This window comes from Streptomyces sp. NPDC047014, from assembly GCF_040644195.1.
Taxonomy (GTDB): Bacteria; Actinomycetota; Actinomycetes; order Streptomycetales; family Streptomycetaceae; genus Streptomyces.
Window position 1 is genome coordinate 1 of sequence record NZ_JBEYVX010000039.1, and the last position, 16,469, is coordinate 16,469.

The 16,469-nt window shown below is 72.6% G+C and carries 13 protein-coding genes; 5 read left to right on the plus strand and 8 right to left on the minus strand.

The window, feature by feature from the left end:
* Positions 1-158 precede the first annotated feature (158 nt).
* Both ABZ873_RS20925 and ABZ873_RS20930 read right to left on the minus strand, forming a co-directional pair.
* Complete coding sequence (locus ABZ873_RS20925) at positions 159-932, minus strand: LPXTG cell wall anchor domain-containing protein (RefSeq protein ID WP_360874166.1); 774 nt, start codon at positions 930-932, stop codon at positions 159-161.
* 5 nt (positions 933-937) lie between these two features.
* Positions 938-1,540: a papain-like cysteine protease family protein gene (locus ABZ873_RS20930; RefSeq protein WP_360874042.1), complete on the minus strand. Its 603-nt coding sequence runs from the start codon at positions 1,538-1,540 to the stop codon at positions 938-940.
* Positions 1,541-1,769: 229 nt separating this feature from the next.
* On the opposite strand from ABZ873_RS20930, the gene ABZ873_RS20935 reads away from it, so the two are divergent.
* On the plus strand, positions 1,770-2,714 hold the full coding sequence (locus ABZ873_RS20935) for a hypothetical protein (RefSeq protein WP_360874044.1): 945 nt from the start codon (positions 1,770-1,772) through the stop codon (positions 2,712-2,714).
* Positions 2,715-2,743: 29 nt separating this feature from the next.
* On the opposite strand, the gene ABZ873_RS20940 is transcribed toward ABZ873_RS20935, so the two are convergent.
* Entirely contained in the window at positions 2,744-3,175 is a 432-nt protein-coding gene (locus ABZ873_RS20940; RefSeq protein ID WP_360874047.1) for a Rieske (2Fe-2S) protein, read from the minus strand.
* A gap of 125 nt (positions 3,176-3,300) precedes the next feature.
* On the opposite strand from ABZ873_RS20940, the gene ABZ873_RS20945 reads away from it, so the two are divergent.
* On the plus strand, positions 3,301-4,179 hold the full coding sequence (locus ABZ873_RS20945; RefSeq protein WP_360874050.1) for a carbohydrate kinase: 879 nt from the start codon (positions 3,301-3,303) through the stop codon (positions 4,177-4,179).
* Between the two features lie 49 nt (positions 4,180-4,228).
* Here ABZ873_RS20945 and uvrA read toward each other — a convergent pair whose 3' ends face one another.
* The gene (gene uvrA / locus ABZ873_RS20950) at positions 4,229-7,228 is read right to left on the minus strand and encodes an excinuclease ABC subunit UvrA (protein ID WP_360874053.1); all 3,000 of its coding nucleotides are present in this window, start codon (positions 7,226-7,228) and stop codon (positions 4,229-4,231) included.
* Between the two features lie 186 nt (positions 7,229-7,414).
* Here uvrA and ABZ873_RS20955 point away from each other — a divergent pair, with 186 nt between their 5' ends.
* The 3 genes from ABZ873_RS20955 (at position 7,415) to ABZ873_RS20965 (ending at position 10,258) form a co-directional block, all read left to right on the plus strand.
* On the plus strand, positions 7,415-8,104 hold the full coding sequence (locus ABZ873_RS20955) for a maleylpyruvate isomerase family mycothiol-dependent enzyme (RefSeq protein WP_360874055.1): 690 nt from the start codon (positions 7,415-7,417) through the stop codon (positions 8,102-8,104).
* A gap of 23 nt (positions 8,105-8,127) precedes the next feature.
* The gene (locus tag ABZ873_RS20960; RefSeq protein ID WP_360874057.1) at positions 8,128-8,784 is read left to right on the plus strand and encodes an MBL fold metallo-hydrolase; all 657 of its coding nucleotides are present in this window, start codon (positions 8,128-8,130) and stop codon (positions 8,782-8,784) included.
* A 145-nt stretch (positions 8,785-8,929) separates the two neighbouring features.
* The gene (locus tag ABZ873_RS20965) at positions 8,930-10,258 is read left to right on the plus strand and encodes an MFS transporter (RefSeq protein ID WP_360874169.1); all 1,329 of its coding nucleotides are present in this window, start codon (positions 8,930-8,932) and stop codon (positions 10,256-10,258) included.
* A gap of 15 nt (positions 10,259-10,273) precedes the next feature.
* Here the strand turns inward: ABZ873_RS20965 and ABZ873_RS20970 are convergent, their stop codons facing one another.
* The 4 genes from ABZ873_RS20970 to uvrB all read right to left on the minus strand — a co-directional run bounded on the left by ABZ873_RS20970 (position 10,274) and on the right by uvrB (position 16,352).
* On the minus strand, positions 10,274-11,263 hold the full coding sequence (locus tag ABZ873_RS20970) for a TerC family protein (protein ID WP_360874060.1): 990 nt from the start codon (positions 11,261-11,263) through the stop codon (positions 10,274-10,276).
* Positions 11,264-11,500: 237 nt separating this feature from the next.
* A complete protein-coding gene (locus ABZ873_RS20975; RefSeq protein WP_360874063.1) occupies positions 11,501-13,477 on the minus strand; it encodes a TerD family protein in 1,977 nt (658 codons plus the stop codon).
* Positions 13,478-13,520: 43 nt separating this feature from the next.
* Positions 13,521-14,099, minus strand: a complete 579-nt coding sequence (locus tag ABZ873_RS20980; protein ID WP_360874066.1) for a TerD family protein — start codon at positions 14,097-14,099, stop codon at positions 13,521-13,523.
* An 87-nt stretch (positions 14,100-14,186) separates the two neighbouring features.
* The gene (gene uvrB, locus ABZ873_RS20985) at positions 14,187-16,352 is read right to left on the minus strand and encodes an excinuclease ABC subunit UvrB (protein WP_360874069.1); all 2,166 of its coding nucleotides are present in this window, start codon (positions 16,350-16,352) and stop codon (positions 14,187-14,189) included.
* Positions 16,353-16,469: the final 117 nt, after the last annotated feature.

Consider the following 16,469-nt stretch of genomic DNA (forward strand, 5'->3'; position numbering starts at 1 on the left):
ACGGCTGCCTCTCCCGCGTGGTGGTTCTCCAGCTCGGCGCTGAGCGACCGCACGCGGGCGGTGTCGCCGGCCGGCCGGCGATTGAGGCGCGGCCACGGCGCCGCGGCCGGGTACGGAGGGGCGGGCCCCCCGCAGGGTCGCGGCGCCGCAGGCGCGGGTCAGGCCCTGGCGCGGCGGCGGCGTCGCAGGACGAGGAGCCCCGCGGCGCCCAGCGCGAGCGCCCCGGCGGCGGGCAGCGCCACGCCCGGGACGTCGGCTCCCGCGGCCCCCTCGGCGTAGCCCCCCGCCGCCCCGCGCTCCGCGTACCGGGACCCGGGCAGCTTGTCCCCGTACGCGGCGGCGACCCGGGCCCGGTACGCACCGAGCGTCACACCCCCGGCCCCCACCGCCCCGGCCGCGTCGTCGTCCAGCGGCAGCACCCTGCCACCCCCGGCCACGTACCACGCGTCGATCTGCGGCTCCCGGAACACCGTTCCGCCCGGCAGCTTCTCGGCGCCCAGCCGCGCGTACCGGAACTCGTCGTCGCCGGTGGCGATGTTCACCACCTCCCAGCGGCCCGCCTCCGTCCGCGCCGTCCACAGCGCGGCCTCCTGCCCGTCGGCGGACACCGCCCGGCTGGCCAGGAACTCCAGCCGCGCCACGGGCGCGCCCGCCCGGCCCGCCACGAACTCCGGCGAGAGGTGGTGCACCGGTATCGCCTCCCCCTCCACCCGCGGCTGCGCGGCGGCGACGGAGACCCTGCCCTCGCGGGCGAAGAACCGGGAGAGCGTGGCCAGCGTGTCCGGGGCGGCGGCGGCCCGCCCCGCGGCGGCCACGTGCTCGGCGGTGGCCTGCGCCGGCTGCGGTACGGGGGCCGCGCCCGCCTGCGGGGCGAGGCCGAGGAGGGCGGTGGCGGCGAGGACCGCCGCGGCGGCGGTGGCGCGCAGGGTCATGGCGGTCACGCCCCGATCCGGTAGAGCGAGTGGGTCCAGGAGAAGGTGCTGTTGTTCACGTACCAGGAGTGGGAGGCCCAGTTGTAGCGGTCGCTGGAGGGCCAGGGGTCGCCCCAGTAGACCCAGTTGGAGGCGGTGTCGTAGCCGTAGAGCACGTGCATGTGCCCGCCGCCGTTCGCCCACTGGATCCGCGTCTCGACCGGCCGGTTCGCGTTGATCTCGGTCTGGACGGTGGAGTACTGGAGCCAGCCCGTGACGTAGGAGCCGGGGCTGACGCCCGCCCAGCGCAGCCCGGTCTGGACATTGCCCAGGGTGGCCTGGTTGTTGGGGCAGTCGGTGCCCTGCTGGCGGTTGAAGGCGGCATTGCAGAACTGGTTCTGGGAGTAGTTCCGGCCGAACCAGGTGGCGATCGTGTTGCCGCCGGCGGCCCAGCACCAGTTCGTCTTCTGCTGGGCCTGCATCGTGATGTTGAGCCGCTTGGTGGCGAGGGCGGAGTCGGTGCCGGTCTCCGCGGCGGTGGCGGTACCGGCGGACAGCGCGAGGATCATCGCGCTGAGCAGGGCGGTCAGGGCGGCGGCCGGGGAGAGCCGCCGGTTTCGGGTGCGCATCGCGTTCCTCCCGATGGGGGGAGTGGGGGGGTGGAGGAGCGCGTCCGGACGCTGTGGAGGAGCATCGGGGAGTTGTCGCGATCAGGTCAACACGCTTCAATACGCGGTGACGTTGCAGTGTGAACGGTGGGACTGCGGTGTGAACGGTTGCTGTCGTTTCACCTGGTCCCCCGACGCTGCCGCCGTGACCCCCACCTCGGCGCGTGTGAACGTTCACAGAGGAGTCGCCATGCGACCTTCCACGGATCCGGCGAGCACGGCGGAACTGAACCGCCTGCTGCGCGCCGGCCCCTTCCACCTGGCCCTGCGTGCCGCCCTCGCCGCACGCGGCCTGCCACTGCACCGGGTCCAGCACCGGCTGGCGGCCCAGGGCATCAAGGTCGGCGTGACCAGTCTGAGCTACTGGCAGCGCGGCGTCCGCCGCCCGCACCACCCCGAGTCCCTGCGGGCCGTCACCGCCCTGGAACGGATCCTGGAGCTGCCCGAGGGCTCCCTCCTGCGCCTGCTGGCCGAGCCCGGGCCCGGCGCCGAGGGTACGCGCCGCCCGCCCGGCCGCTCGTACCGGGCGCTGCTGGCCATGGGAGGCACGGTGGAACGGCTGCTGGACGGCATGGACCTGCCCCCGGACGGCGGGCTGCACTCCGTCGGCCACCACGAGCGGGTCCGCATCGGCGCGGGCGGCGAGCTGCGGGACCGCGCCTCGCAGCAGATCGTCCGCGCCCACCGCGACGGCGTCGACCGCTATCTCGCCGTCCACCACGGCGACCCGGGCTGCGACGTGTCCCGGATCCGCGTGACGGCGTACGAGAACTGCCGCACGGGCCGGGTGCGCTGCCATCCGGAGGCCGGGATCGTGGTCGCGGAACTGCTGTTCGACGCGCGGCTGCGGCGCGGGGACACCTACGTCTTCGGCTACCGCGTCGAGGACGGCACCGGCCCGCGCAGCGGCGAGTACGTCCGCGGTTTCAGCTACGCGGGCGGCCAGTACATGCTGCAGATCCGCTTCGACGAGGCGGCCCTGCCGGTGCGCTGCCACCGCTTCGCCCGCAGCGGGCCGCAGTCCCCGCGCACCGCCCTGGCGGATCTGACGCCGAGCGGGCGGCACCGGGCGGTGCACCTGGTGGAGCAGTCGGTCCGGCGCGGTCTGCTGGGCATCGCCTGGGACTGGGACTGACGGCCGGGAGCTCCTGGCGGGCGGCCGGTTCAGCCCGCGACGAGCCGGCCGTTCTCGGCCTTGACGGGCACCTCGGGCAGCGGCTGGGCGGCCGGGCCGCGCAGGACCTGCCCGGTGGCCACGTCGAAGCGGCTGCCGTGGCAGGGGCAGTTCCCCTCACCCTCGACGATCTTGTCCAGGACGCAGCCGGAGTGGGTGCACTGGGCGCTGAACGCCTTGTAGCGGCCCGCCTCCGGGCAGCTGACCACGAGCTTGCTCTCCCGGTACAGCTTCGCGCCGCCCACCGGCACCTCGGCGGCGGCGCCCAGGTCCACGGGCGCGGTGGGGGTGGCGGGGGTGCGGCCGCCGCTGTTGCTCTCCGTGGAGCAGGCCGTGAGCGCCGCTCCCGCCCCGGCGGCCCCGGCGAGCGCGGCGGCGCCCTTGAGGACGGTACGGCGGGCGGCGGACTGCGGCGCGGACATGCGGTTCTCCTGGGGTGCGGGCACGGCGGGGCGGAGCGGGGACGGGGCGCGGGGTCGGTTCCCGGCCCGGGGCGCCGGCGGCCCACCCCGACGATACCGCCGCCGTATGGGGTACCTTCCCCCGCGTGATCGTCGTCGGCGGAGAAGCCCTCATCGACCTGGTGCCCCTGGCGCGGCCGCCGGGCGCACTGTTCCCCCGGCCGGGCGGGGGTCCGTACAACACCGCGGTGGCCCTCGGGCGGCTCGGCGCGCGGGTCGCCTTCTGCTCCCGGGTCTCGGCGGACGGCTTCGGCGAGAGCCTGCTCGCCGGGCTGCGCGCGGCCGGGGTGGACCTCTCGCTGGTCCAGCGCGGCCCGGAGCCCACCACCCTCGCCGTGCCCTCGCTGGCCGCGGAAGGCTCGGCCTCGTACGGCTTCTACGTGGAGGGCACCGCAGACCGGCTCTTCGGCCTGCCGGACGCCCTGCCGGACGCGGCGCGGGCCCTGGCGCTCGGCACCTGCTCGCTGGTCCTGGAGCCGGGGGCGAGCGCCTACGAGGCCCTGCTGCGCCGGGAGGCGCGGCGCGGGCTGCTGACCCTGCTGGACCCCAATGTCCGGCCCGCGCTGATCGCGGACCCGGCGGCGCACCGGGCGCGCCTGCTGCGGCTGCTGCCGTACACGGGCGTGCTCAAGCTGTCGGAGGAGGACGCGGCCTGGCTGGGCGGGCGGCCCGAGGACTGGCTTGCGGCGGGCCCGTCAGCGGTGGTGCTGACCCGGGGCGCCGCCGGGCTGACGGTCCGGACGCGGGAGGGCGCGGAGTACGCGGCGGCCGCCCGTCCGGTCGCGGTGGCGGACACCATCGGCGCGGGCGACACCGTCAACGCGGCCCTGCTGCACCGGCTCACGGCCGCGCCCGGCACCCCGGTGGACTGGCCGGACGTGCTCGCGTACGCCGCCCGTGCAGCGGCCCTGACCTGCACCCGCCCGGGCGCGGAACCGCCCTGGGCGGCGGAGCTGGGCGCATAGCGGAAGGAGGGGGCCCGGTGGCCGGGCCCCCTCCTTCCGCGCCGGACGACTACGCCTTGCGGGCGCGCGTCGCCGTCTTCTTCGCCGGGGCCGCGGTCTTCTTCGCGGCCGCCGCCTTCTTGGCGGGGGCCTTCTTCGCCGGGGCCTTCTTCGCCGGGGCCTTCTTCGCGGTGGCCCGCGCCGGGGGCGCCGCCGCGTCCGAGACGCGGTCCGCCCCGAGGATGTCCCGCAGGAACTTGCCGGTGTGGCTCGCGCCCACCGACGCCACCTGCTCGGGGGTGCCCTCGGCCACCACCAGGCCACCGCCGTACCCGCCTTCGGGGCCCATGTCGATGACCCAGTCGGCGGTCTTGATGACGTCGAGGTTGTGCTCGATGACGATCACCGAGTTGCCCTTGTCCACCAGACCCGACAGCACCTTGATCAGCTTCGAGATGTCCTCGAAGTGCAGACCGGTGGTCGGCTCGTCGAGCACGTACACCGTGCGGCCCGTGGAGCGCTTCTGCAGCTCGGAGGCCAGCTTCACGCGCTGTGCCTCACCGCCCGACAGGGTCGGCGCGGACTGGCCGAGGCGCACGTACCCCAGGCCGACCTCGTTCAGCGTCTTGAGGTGCCGCGCGATCGTCGGGACCGCCTCGAAGAAGCCCAGGGCCTCCTCGATCGGCATGTTCAGGACCTCCGCGATGGACTTGCCCTTGTAGTGGACCTCCAGCGTCTCCCGGTTGTAGCGGTCGCCGTGGCAGACCTCGCAGGGGACGTAGACGTCCGGCAGGAAGTTCATCTCGATCTTGATCGTGCCGTCACCGGCGCAGTTCTCGCACCGGCCGCCCTTGACGTTGAAGGAGAAGCGGCCCGGCAGGTAGCCGCGCACCTTCGCCTCCATGGTCTCCGCGAAGAGCCGGCGCACGTGGTCGAAGACACCGGTGTACGTCGCCGGGTTGGACCGGGGCGTCCGGCCGATGGGCGACTGGTCCACATGCACGACCTTGTCGACCAGGTCGTCGCCCTCCACCCGCGTGTGCCGTCCCGGCACCGAACGGGCGCCGTTCAGCTCGCGGGCCAGGTGCGTGTAGAGGATGTCGTTGACCAGGGTCGACTTGCCGGAGCCGGAGACGCCCGTGACGGCCGTGAGCACGCCGAGCGGGAAGGAGACGTCGATGTCGCGGAGGTTGTTCTCCTTCGCCCCGTGCACGGTCAGCCTGCGCTGCCCGTCCACCGGCCGGCGGATGTCCGGGATCGCGATGGACCTCTTGCCCGCCAGGTACTGGCCGGTCATCGACTCGGTGTTCTTGAGCAGTTCCTTGAGGGAACCGCTGTGGACCACCTTGCCGCCGTGCTCGCCGGCGCCGGGGCCGATGTCCACGACCCAGTCGGCCACCTTGATGGTGTCCTCGTCGTGCTCGACGACGATGAGGGTGTTGCCCATGTCCCGCAGCCGGACCAGGGTCTCGATCAGCCGGTGGTTGTCCCGCTGGTGCAGGCCGATGGAGGGCTCGTCCAGTACGTAGAGCACGCCGACCAGGCCGGAGCCGATCTGGGTGGCGAGCCGGATGCGCTGGGCCTCGCCGCCGGAGAGGGTGCCGGCGGCCCGGTTGAGCGAGAGGTAGTCCAGGCCGACGTCCACGAGGAAGCGCAGCCGCTCGTTGACCTCCTTGAGGACGCGCTCGGCGATCTTCTTGTCGCGGGCGTCCAGGCGCAGCCGCCCGAGGAAGTCCGCGCACTCGCTGATCGACATGGCGGCGACCTCGGCGATGGACTTCTCCATCACGGTCACGGCGAGCACGATCGGCTTGAGGCGGGTGCCCTCGCAGGTGGGGCAGGGCACCTCGCGCATGTAGCCCTCGAAGCGCTCGCGGCTGGCGTCGCTCTCGGACTCCGCGTGCCGGCGCTTGACGAAGGGCACGGCGCCCTCGAAGGCGGTGGTGTAGGCCCGCTCGCGCCCGTACCGGTTGCGGTAGCGGACCTCGATCTGCGTCCGGTGGCCGTACAGCAGGGCCTTCTTCGCGCGGGCGGGCAGCCCGGCCCACGGGATGTCGGTGCGGAAGCCCAGCTCCCCGGCGAGCGCGCCGATCAGCCGCTGGAAGTAGTCCTTGGTGTGGCCGAGCGACCAGGGCGAGACCGCGCCCTCGTCCAGGGACTTGTCCTCGTCCGGGACGATCAGCTCCGGGTCCACCTCCATGCGCGTGCCGATGCCGGTGCACTCGGGGCAGGCGCCGAAGGGCGAGTTGAAGGAGAAGGAGCGCGGCTCCAGCTCCTCGAAGGAGAGGTCGTCGTAGGGGCAGTAGAGGTGCTCGGAATACATCCGCTCACGCTCGGGGTCGTCCTCGGCGAGGTCGACGAAGTCCAGGATCACCATGCCGCCGGAGAGGCCGAGGGCCGTCTCCACGGAGTCGGTCAGCCGGCGCTTGGCGCTGTCCTTGACCGTGAGGCGGTCGATGACCACCTCGATGGTGTGCTTCTCCTGCTTCTTGAGCGTAGGCGGCTCGGAGAGCTGGATGGTCTCCCCGTCCACCCGCGCCCGGCTGTAGCCCTTGGTCTGGAGGTCGGCGAAGAGGTCGACGAACTCGCCCTTGCGCTCACGCACCAGCGGGGACAGCACCTGGAAGCGGCTGCCCTCGGGGAGCGCGAGGACCTTGTCGACGATCGCCTGCGGCGACTGCCGCGAGATGGGCCGGCGGCACTCGGGGCAGTGCGGCTTGCCGATGCGGGCGAAGAGCAGGCGGAGGTAGTCGTAGACCTCGGTGATGGTGCCCACGGTCGAGCGCGGGTTGCGCGAGGTCGACTTCTGGTCGATCGAGACGGCCGGCGAGAGCCCCTCGATGAAGTCGACGTCGGGCTTGTCCATCTGCCCGAGGAACTGGCGGGCGTACGACGAGAGCGACTCGACGTAGCGGCGCTGGCCCTCGGCGAAGATCGTGTCGAAGGCCAGGGAGGACTTGCCCGACCCGGACAGTCCGGTGAAGACGATGAGCGAGTCGCGGGGCAGGTCGAGCGAGACGTTCTTGAGGTTGTGCTCGCGAGCGCCACGAACGATGAGACGGTCGGTCACGCCGGTCCGCACCTTTCTTGAGTGAGCGGGGCACTGGCCCCGGCTGTCCAGGGTATGGGGGGCGCCGCAGCGGTGGAGGGGGGTCTGGACTTCGAGCGTATAGCACGCACATTCGATTTACGGCACTCCGGAGACCTCTTCACCCGATCGTGTGAGGGCGGGGACCGAGCCACTAGGCTCGGCGCCATGACTGATCATGTGCACGACCTGCGATCTGTACGTGAGGCCACGGACCGGCTGCTGACCGCGGTCGCGAAACTGGACAACGCCGCCCTGTCCGAGGAGTCACACCTCCCGGGCTGGACCCGTGGGCACATCCTGGCCCACCTCGCGCGCAACGCGGACGCCCTCGTGAACGTCTTCGAGGGGCGCCCGATGTACGCGAGCGCCGACGTGCGCGACGCCGACATCGCACGCGACGCCGGCCGGCCCCTGGAAGAACACCTGGCGGACCTCCGTGATTCCGCGGCCCGCTTCCTGGCCACCACCGAGCCCGCCCAGGACTGGTCCCGCACCGTCGAGCTGCGCAACGGCGTCACGGACAGCGCCGCGAACATCCCGTTCCGCCGCTGGGTCGAGGTGGACCTGCACCACGTGGACCTGGACATCGGCTACGGGCTCGCCGACCTCCCGGCGGAGTTCACCGACCGCGAGATCACCTTCCTCGCCGACCGCTGGTCCGGCCGCCCCGAGGTGCCGCCGACCGCGCTGGCCACCGAGGACGGGCGCACCTGGCGCACCGGCTCCGCCGGGGACCCGGCCGTGACCGTCTCCGGCAGCCCCGCCGCACTGCTCGCCTGGCTGGCCGGGCGCGGGGACAAGGGCGCCGCGCTGACCACCACCGGCGGGGCCCTGCCCGCGCTCCCGCCGCTGTAGCCGGACCCCTCTAGGATCACACCATGACGTACACCGGAGAGGTCAAGGTCGGCGGTCCGGCCGACGTGCACGAACTCGCGGACCTGATGATTTCCAAGGTCGCGGTCGGCGGGATGAACAACAACGCCTACCTGCTGCGCTGCCGCGCGACCGACGAGCAGCTGCTGATCGACGCGGCCGCCGAACCGCAGACCCTGCTGAACCTGATCGGGGACGACGGCATCACCGCCGTCGTCACCACCCACCAGCACGGGGACCACTGGGGCGCCCTGCGCGAGATCGTGGACGCCACCGGCGCGACCACCTACGCCGGCGCCCACGACGCCGAGGGCATCCCCGTCCGCACCGACGTGCTCGTCGCGGACGGAGACACCGTGCGCGTCGGGCGGGTCGAGCTGACCGCGCGGCACCTGGTCGGCCACACCCCCGGCTCGATCGCGCTGATCTACGACGACCCGCACGGCCACGCCCACGTCTTCACCGGGGACTGCCTCTTCCCCGGCGGCGTCGGCAACACCCACGACGACCCGGCGGCCTTCACGAGCCTCCTCGACGACGTCGAGCAGAAGCTCTTCGGGCAGCTGCCGGACGAGACCTGGGTCTACCCCGGCCACGGCAACGACACCTCGCTCGGCGCCGAGCGCCCGCACCTCGCGGAGTGGCGCGAGCGCGGCTGGTAGGGACGGCAACGCGTCAACTTCGGCGCGCCCGGCCACTCCTTCCGGTCATCCCCGGCCGAATCCACTCCCCCGCGGGCGCGGAGGCGGTATCTGGTGCCGCATGCATCAGGACCCCTCCCCGCCCGCCGGTCCCCCGCGGCCCGGCATGCTGCGGCTGGCCTCGGCCGCCCTCGCCGGGACCGCCATCGAGTTCTACGACTTCTTCGTCTACGGGACGGCCGCGGCCCTCGTGCTCGGGCCGCTCTTCTTCCCCTCCTTCTCCCCGCTCGCCGGGACCCTCGCCGCCTTCGGCACCTTCGGCGTCGGCTTCCTCGCCCGCCCGCTGGGCTCCGCCGTCTTCGGCCACATCGGCGACCGCTACGGCCGCCGCCCAGTGCTGCTCGCCTCGCTGCTGCTGACCGGGCTCGCCACGGTCGCCGTGGGCTGCGTACCGACGTACGGGACGATCGGCACGGCCGCGCCCGTCCTGCTGCTCGTGCTGCGCTTCCTCCAGGGCCTCGGGCTCGGCGGGGAGTGGGGCGGCGCGGTGCTGCTGACCGCCGAGCACGCCCCCGAGGGGCGGCGCGGGCTGTGGGCGAGCTTCCCGCAGATCGGCCCGGCGGTGGGCTTCCTGCTGGCCAACGGCATGATGCTGGCGCTGTCCGCCTCACTGACCGACGCCCAGTTCACCTCGTGGGGGTGGCGGGTGCCGTTCTGGGCGGCGGGGCTGCTGGCCCTGGCCGGGTTGTGGCTGCGCCGGTCGGTGGAGGAGACCCCGCAGTTCCGCGAGCTGGCCGAGAGCGGGCGGCGGGCGGACGCCCCGCTGGCCGAGGTGTTCCGGGGCCACTGGCGGCTGCTCCTGCTGACCGGCGGGGCGCTGGCCGTGGGGTACGCGGTGTTCTACGCGGTCACCACCTGGTCCCTCGCGTACGCCACCGAGCGGCTGTCGGTGGGCCGGACGGCGATACTGGCCTGCATCATGGCGGCGGTCGCCTTCAAGGGCCTGATGACCCCGCTGGTGGCGCTCCTCGGCGACCGCTACGGGCGGCGGCCGCTGTGCCTGGCCGGGTGCGCGCTCTGCGTGGTGTGGATGTTCCCGCTGGTGGCGCTGCTGCGGACGGCGGACCCGCTGCTGATGACGCTGGGCTTCGCGGTGGCGCTGCTCGGCATGGTGACGATGTTCTCGGTGGTGGGCGCCTACCTGCCGGAGCTGTACGCCCCGCGGATCCGCTGCACGGGCGCGGCCGTCGGCTACAACCTGGGCGGCGTCCTCGGCGGGGCGCTGACCCCGGTCGTGGCCACGGCCCTGGCGGACGGTCCGGGTCCGCCCTGGGGTGTGGCGGCGTACCTGACCGGGGTGGCCCTGGTCAGCCTGGCCTGCTTCGCGCTGCTGCCGGAGACCGGCCCCCGGGCCCTGCGCGGGCGGGCGGGCACCGCCGGGGAGGCGGAGCGGGAACGCGAGACGGGGGCGGCCGAGACGGCCGCCCCCGTGTAGACCCGCAGGGCCGGGTCAGGCGTCGACGCTCTCCGTGCCGGCGCCGGCCTCGGCCTCGGCCGCCGCCTTCTTCTTCGAGGCGATCAGGCTGGTGATCGTGGTGATGACCAGGACACCGCAGATGACGCCCAGGGAGACCGGGATGGAGATCTCCGGGACGTGCACCCCGGACTCGTGCAGGGCGTGCAGCACCAGCTTGATGCCGATGAATCCGAGGATGATCGACAGGCCGTAGCTGAGGTGGACCAGCTTCTCCAGCAGACCGCCGATGAGGAAGTACAGCTGGCGCAGACCCATCAGCGCGAAGGCGTTGGCCGTGAACACGATGTACGGGTCCTGGGTGAGGCCGAAGATCGCGGGGATGGAGTCCAGGGCGAACAGCACGTCGGTGGTGCCGATGGCGAGCATGACGATCATCAGCGGGGTGAGCACGCGCTTGCCGTTGCTCATGATGAAGAGCTTGGTGCCGTGGTACTTGTCGGCGACGCCGAACCTCTTCTCCACGGACTTGAGGAGGCGGTTCTCCTCGAACTCCTCGTCCTCCTCGTCCTTGCGCGCCTCCTGGATGAGCTTCCAGGCGGTGTAGATCAGGAAGGCGCCGAAGATGTAGAAGACCCAGGAGAAGCTGGCGATGATCGCGGCGCCGGCGGCGATGAAGATGGCGCGCAGCACCAGGGCGATCAGTACACCGATCAGCAGGACGCGCTGCTGGAGGTGGGAGGGCACCGCGAACTTCGCCATGATCAGGACGAAGACGAAGAGGTTGTCGACGCTGAGGGACTTCTCGGTGATGAAGCCCGCGAAGAACTCCTGGGACGCCTGCGGGGTCCCGAAGAACCACAGGCCGAGGCCGAAGATCACGGCGAGGACGATCCAGACGACCGTCCAGGTGCCGGCTTCCTTGATCGACACGTCATGGGGCTTGCGGCCGATGAAAAAATCGGCACCGATGAGGAGGGAGAGACCGAGAATGGTCGCGGCCCACAGGGCCCAGGAAACTTCCATGGTGGAACATGCCTCCGGCGGATGGCTCAGCACTTCGTCAGCGTCATCGCTGCCGGAGGTCTCTTCCACCCGGGCGGCCTGGAGGCCGTGGGCCGACGCCCCGGGACACCGGGTTGATGCAACCGCAGTGGTCCGTATTGACGGGTACGCCGTAGCAGGAAAGCAGGAATACTCCCCTCCGCGCTGCCGAGCATACCCATCAACGAGCCAAAAGGTAAAGGGAACCCCAAGGAATGGTCACGGACGGGTAGTGCGCCGGGCTTCCGCGATCCGCTCCAGGGTCCGGTCGAGGACCTGGCTGCCCCGCGGCGGGAGATTCGGCTCGAAGGTCCAGGCGTGGTGCACCCACGGGTCGGCGAGGTGGTTGTCCGGGACCGGTGACAGGCGCATCAGCGAGCGCCACAGCGGATCCAGCAGCGGGCCGTAGGCCGATGCCTCGTCCCGGTCCGCGACCATCAGCAGATGCACGCCGACCGCCGCGCCCTCGTCCGCGAGGTAGCGCAGCCGGGTCACCGCCCGGTCGTCGAAGCCGTGCGGGAAGTCGTGCACGATGAGCAGCTGGTCGGCCCGGTCCACGTCCGGCGGCAGGTCCTCCGGCGCCCCGGCCCGCAGCGCCATCTGTACGAGGTCCACCCGGCGGGTCAGCCCGTCCAGCGTCGCCGCGACCCCCGCGGCCCCCGCGGCGGGCGGCGCGGCCAGCACCCCGGCCCGTACCAGCGGCTCCAGGGAGGCCGCCCCGGCCCCGGCCGCGTCGATCACGTGGACGGAGAACCGGTCGGCGGGGTGCACGGCCAGCAGCCGCACCGCGTAGGCGACGGCCATGTCCATGGCGGCCCGGCGCAGCCGGTCGGTGTCCATGGCCATCGCGGCCTCGGAGCCGGTGCGGCCGTTGTCGATCCACAGCCCGCGCTCCAGCGGGACCCGGACCAGCATGGGGATGCGCAGATCGGGCCGCTCGGGCAGGTGCAGGTCGCCCAGGCGCAGGGCGAGCGGGGCCTCCTCGGGCATCCGGTGGCCGTGCCAGACGGGGTTGTCCCAGCCCGCGTACGCGGCCGGGAGCGCGGGCTCGACCACCTCGGCCTCGGCGATCAGCTGCGCGAGGTCCCGGTCGAGGACGGCGCGGGCCTGGCCGACCAGCTCCTCGCGGCGGGCGCGCGCGGTGTCCCGGGCGGCGTCGCCGGAGCCGCCGAGGCGGTGGCGCGGGTCGGAGAGGGCGGTGTCCAGCTCGCGGTCCATACGGTTGTCGGCGAACTCCACCGCGCCGCGGTAGGCGGCGACCGTGCGGGCCAGGTCCTCGAACATGCCCCAGACCTGGTTGTAGAGCCGTTCGTCCATGGACCAGCCGCTGGCGTCCCCGGCGACGGGCCGTGCCGCCTCTCCCGGCCCGGCGGCGGCCGCGGGCCGCGGGGCGGGCTCGGGCGGCTCGCTGCTGGTGCGGCGGCGGCGCGGGTGGGCGTAGCTGATCGTGGGCGGGGCGCCCGCGCCGTCCCCGTACGTACCGCCGGAGGCGGAGCCGGAGCCCGAAGCGGAGCCCGAGCCGCCGGAGACCGGTTCCGGGGCCGGAGGCGGGGGCGGGGGCGGGACGGGGGCCTGCGCGGGGCTCTGCGGGGCCCGCAGCTCACCGGCGAGGCCGGTGGTGGCGGCGAGCGTGGCATCGGCGTCCACGGCGGGGGCGCCGGCCCGCAGGGCGGCGGCGGCCAGCGAGGCGGCCTCCGGCGCGGGCAGGCCGCCGTCGGCCAGCAGGGCGCCGAGGCCGTCGGCGTAGCCCTGGCCGACGGCGCGGACCTTCCACGCGCCCTGGCGCCGGTACAGCTCCAGGGCGACCACGGCGGTCTCGGCCTCCAGGCCGGTCAGGGTGTACCCGGCCAGCTCGGTGCCCTCCGGGCCGGTGAGGGCCACGTAGGAGGCGGGGACGGCGCCGAAGCGCACGGGGCCGCCGGGCGGCAGGACGAGGAGCACGCCCACCGTGTGGACCTCCGCCGGTACGGCGCCGAGGTCGACGGCGAGCGTCTGCCGCTCCGCCGCGCCGCCCGGCGCGCTCACGCCGGGCAGGGACCGGGCGCCGGGGTGGGCCAGGGCCGCACCGCCGGAGAGCCGGCCCTCCTCGTCGCGGAGCGCGGCCAGGGCGAGCACGGGTGTGCCCGCCGAGACCCTGATCTCCACCCGGCTCTCGGACACGGGGTGGTTCTGCCCCCGGACCAGTTCGGCCGTCATCGTGCAGCCCCTCCCCCGTGCCTTCTTCTCTTGTCCGGTACTGCTACAGGTGCGGCAGGATCGCCGGCATCAGGTCCTGGAAGGTGCGGCCGTTGGCCGGGTTGCCCAGGGCCGTCATCTGCCAGCCGGCGCCCACGCGGGACACCTTCGCCATGATCTGGGCGGTGTACTGGCCGCCGCCGTCCAGGGTGTAGCGGGCCAGCTCCTGGCCGTTGGTCTCGTCGACGATGCGGCAGAAGGCGTTCTGCACCTCCTGGAAGGTCTGGCCGGTGAAGGAGTTCACCGTGAAGACGATCTGGTCGATGTGCACCGGCACGCGCTGGAGGTCGACGAGGATCGCCTCGTCGTCCCCGCCCTGGCCCACGCCGCCCACGAGGTTGTCGCCGGTGTGGCGCACGGAGCCGTCGTCGCTCTGGAGGTGGCGGAAGAACACCACGTCGACGGGCTGCTTGTCGGCGAAGAGCACCGCGGAGGCGTCGAGGTCGATCTCCCGGGTCCGCGAGCCGAACAGTCCGCGGCGCTTCGCCGCCTGCCAGCCGAGGCCCATGCGCACCGCGGTCAGCGTCCCTCCGTCCGACTTCTGCAGACTGATGGCCTGGCCCTTGGTCATGTTGACCGTCACGCGTGTCCCCTCTCCCTCGCCCGCCCCATCGCCTGGGGCGCGGCGTCTACCTCCGGCTGTGACCCAACCCTACTGACAGGCCCCTCCTCAGGCGAGGCCCGCTTCCTTCATCTGCCGCAGCTCCTTCTTGAGCTCGCCGACCTCGTCCCGGATCCGGGCGGCGACCTCGAACTGCAGTTCCGCGGCGGCCGCGCGCATGCGGTCGGTCATCTGCTCGATGAGCGAGGCCAGTTCGGCGGCGGGCCGGTCGGTGAGCACCTCGGCGCCCTTGGCCGCCTTGGCCCCCTTGCCGCCCTTCGCCGCCTTGCCCGCGCCCGCCGCCTGCGCGGCGCGGCCGCCGAGCGCGGGGACGGGGGCCGGGGCCGGGCGGCCGTCCTTCGCCTGCCGGTAGCCGGTGCCGAGGAGCTGCTCGGTGTCCAGTTCCTCGCGGGCGATGGTGGCCACGATGTCGTTGATCTTCTTGCGCAGCGGCTGCGGGTCGATCCCGTGCGCCGTGTTGTAGGCGATCTGCTTCTCGCGGCGCCGGTTGGTCTCCTCGATGGCCTTCTCCATGCCCGGGGTGACCTTGTCCGCGTACATGTGGACCTGGCCGGACACGTTGCGCGCGGCGCGGCCGATGGTCTGGATCAGGGAGGTGCCGGAGCGCAGGAAGCCCTCCTTGTCGGCGTCGAGGATGGCCACCAGGGAGACCTCGGGGAGGTCCAGGCCCTCGCGCAGCAGGTTGATGCCGACCAGGACGTCGTACTCGCCGGCCCGCAGCTCGCGCAGCAGCTCGATGCGGCGCAGGGTGTCCACGTCGCTGTGCAGGTAGCGGACCTGGATGCCGAGCTCCAGGAAGTAGTCCGTCAGGTCCTCGGCCATCTTCTTGGTGAGGGTGGTGACGAGGACCCGCTCGTCCTTCTCCACGCGCTGGCGGATCTCGTGCACCAGGTCGTCGATCTGGCCCTCGGTGGGCTTGACCACGACCTCCGGGTCGATGAGGCCGGTGGGGCGGATGATCTGCTCGACGAAGCCGTCGCCGCGGGAGAGCTCGTACTTGCCGGGGGTGGCCGACAGGTAGACGGTCTGGCCGATGCGCTCCTGGAACTCCTCCCACTTGAGCGGGCGGTTGTCGAGCGCGGACGGCAGCCGGAAGCCGTGGTCGACCAGGGTCCGCTTGCGGGAGGCGTCGCCCTCGTACATGGCGCCGATCTGCGGCACGGTGACATGCGACTCGTCGATGACCAGGAGGAAGTCCTCCGGGAAGTAGTCGATGAGGGTGTTGGGCGCCGAGCCGCGCTCGCGGTCGTCCATGTGCAGCGAGTAGTTCTCGATGCCGGAGCAGGAGCCGATCTGGCGCATCATCTCCAGGTCGTAGGTGGTGCGCATGCGCAGCCGCTGCGCCTCCAGCATCTTGCCCTGCTTCTCCAGCTCGGCCAGGCGCTCGGTGAGCTCGGCCTCGATGCCGGTGATCGCCTTCTCCATGCGCTCGGGGCCGGCGACGTAGTGGCTGGCGGGGAACACGTAGAGCTCGCGGTCCTCGCTGATGACCTCGCCGGTCAGCGGGTGGAGGGTGGACAGCGCCTCGATCTCGTCGCCGAACATCTCGATGCGGACGGCCAGTTCCTCGTAGACCGGGAAGATCTCGATGGTGTCGCCGCGCACGCGGAAGGTGCCCCGGGTGAAGGCGAGGTCGTTGCGCGTGTACTGGATGTCCACGAAGCGGCGCAGCAGCTGGTCCCGGTCGATCTCCTCGCCCACCTTGAGGGAGACCATCCGGTCCACGTACTCCTGCGGGGTGCCGAGGCCGTAGATGCAGGACACGGAGGCGACGACGATCACGTCCCGCCGGGTCAGCAGCGAGTTGGTCGCGGAGTGGCGCAGCCGCTCCACCTCCTCGTTGATCGAGGAGTCCTTCTCGATGTAGGTGTCCGACTGCGGGACGTACGCCTCGGGCTGGTAGTAGTCGTAGTACGAGACGAAGTACTCGACGGCGTTGTTCGGCAGGAGCTCGCGGAACTCGTTCGCCAGCTGTGCGGCCAGCGTCTTGTTCGGTGCCATCACCAGGGTGGGGCGCTGGAGCTTCTCGATCATCCAGGCCGTGGTGGCCGACTTGCCGGTGCCGGTCGCACCCAGCAGGACGACATCCTTCTCACCTGCGCGGATGCGCTTCTCCAGCTCGGCGATGGCCGCCGGCTGGTCGCCGCTGGGCTGGTAGGGGCTGACGACCTCGAAAGGTGCCACCGTGCGTTCGATCTTCGATACGGGCCGCATGACTCAACCGTACGACCCCGCACTGACACGCACGCGTCCCCACGGAGTCCCGGTGTCCCTCGTTCTGGTCCGTTTGTCGTAGTTCGGTGGCGGCCCGGTGATCTTCAACCCCATGAT

Coding starts and splice junctions, on each gene's coding strand:
- ABZ873_RS20925 (WP_360874166.1), bottom strand. CDS start 932: ATGACCCTGCGCGCCACCGCCGCCGCGGCGGTCCTCGCCGCCACCGCC.
- ABZ873_RS20930 (WP_360874042.1), bottom strand. CDS start 1,540: ATGCGCACCCGAAACCGGCGGCTCTCCCCGGCCGCCGCCCTGACCGCC.
- ABZ873_RS20935 (WP_360874044.1), top strand. CDS start 1,770: ATGCGACCTTCCACGGATCCGGCGAGCACGGCGGAACTGAACCGCCTG.
- ABZ873_RS20940 (WP_360874047.1), bottom strand. CDS start 3,175: ATGTCCGCGCCGCAGTCCGCCGCCCGCCGTACCGTCCTCAAGGGCGCC.
- ABZ873_RS20955 (WP_360874055.1), top strand. CDS start 7,415: ATGACTGATCATGTGCACGACCTGCGATCTGTACGTGAGGCCACGGAC.
- ABZ873_RS20960 (WP_360874057.1), top strand. CDS start 8,128: ATGACGTACACCGGAGAGGTCAAGGTCGGCGGTCCGGCCGACGTGCAC.
- ABZ873_RS20965 (WP_360874169.1), top strand. CDS start 8,930: ATGCTGCGGCTGGCCTCGGCCGCCCTCGCCGGGACCGCCATCGAGTTC.
- ABZ873_RS20970 (WP_360874060.1), bottom strand. CDS start 11,263: ATGGAAGTTTCCTGGGCCCTGTGGGCCGCGACCATTCTCGGTCTCTCC.
- ABZ873_RS20975 (WP_360874063.1), bottom strand. CDS start 13,477: ATGACGGCCGAACTGGTCCGGGGGCAGAACCACCCCGTGTCCGAGAGC.
- uvrB (WP_360874069.1), bottom strand. CDS start 16,352: ATGCGGCCCGTATCGAAGATCGAACGCACGGTGGCACCTTTCGAGGTC.